The sequence below is a fragment of the Shewanella hafniensis genome, assembly GCF_019655335.1.
In the GTDB taxonomy this organism is placed as follows: Bacteria; Pseudomonadota; Gammaproteobacteria; order Enterobacterales; family Shewanellaceae; genus Shewanella; species Shewanella hafniensis.
Genome location: NZ_BPFD01000201.1, coordinates 1 through 633 on the forward strand (window position 1 = coordinate 1; position 633 = coordinate 633).

General features: G+C 45.2%; 1 rRNA gene. It reads right to left on the reverse strand.

From position 1 onward, the window contains the following. Positions 1-506: 506 nt before the first annotated feature. Positions 507-622 (reverse strand): 5S ribosomal RNA (gene rrf / locus K5Q99_RS21915). Positions 623-633 lie beyond the last annotated feature (11 nt).

Genomic DNA, 633 nt, shown 5'->3' on the forward strand with positions numbered 1-633 from the left:
TGCCACCTGAGTGCGGTTATGGCATTGCAAAAATAGCGATACAGCGAGCAATCGCATGCGCTTATGCGGATTTTTTTCTCTTTTGGAGAGGCTAAGCAGACTTTCAGCAGTTTCAGGTTTCATAATCTAATTTTAAGCTGTTGGGTTGCTTGCTATTAGATCAGACTTCAATGCGGAATGGTATTATTTCAAACAATGAAACGGTTTCAAAACGCTAAAACATGTAAATTGCAGACGCAAAAAAGCCAGCTTATTCAGCTGGCTTCGTTACATCTTCACAAGACTCTTTTCCAGACCATGCTAGGCGCTTGGCGATGACCTACTTTCTTTTATCCCCGAAGGGGATACATGGGGGCGAGACACATGGATGTGTCGAATGTCAAACATTCATGGACGTTATTTTTGACCAAGCTCAGCGGCGGGTTGACATCGAGATAAGTTTTCGCGAAGCGTATAAACACAAAAGCCCTAGCGGTTTAGGCTAGGGCTTTTGTGTTTATTTGGATGCTTGGCGATGACCTACTCTCACATGGGGAGACCCCACACTACCATCGGCGCGTTTGCGTTTCACTTCTGAGTTCGGGATGGGATCAGGTGGTTCCACAAGGCTATTGTCACCAAGCAAATTCTTAC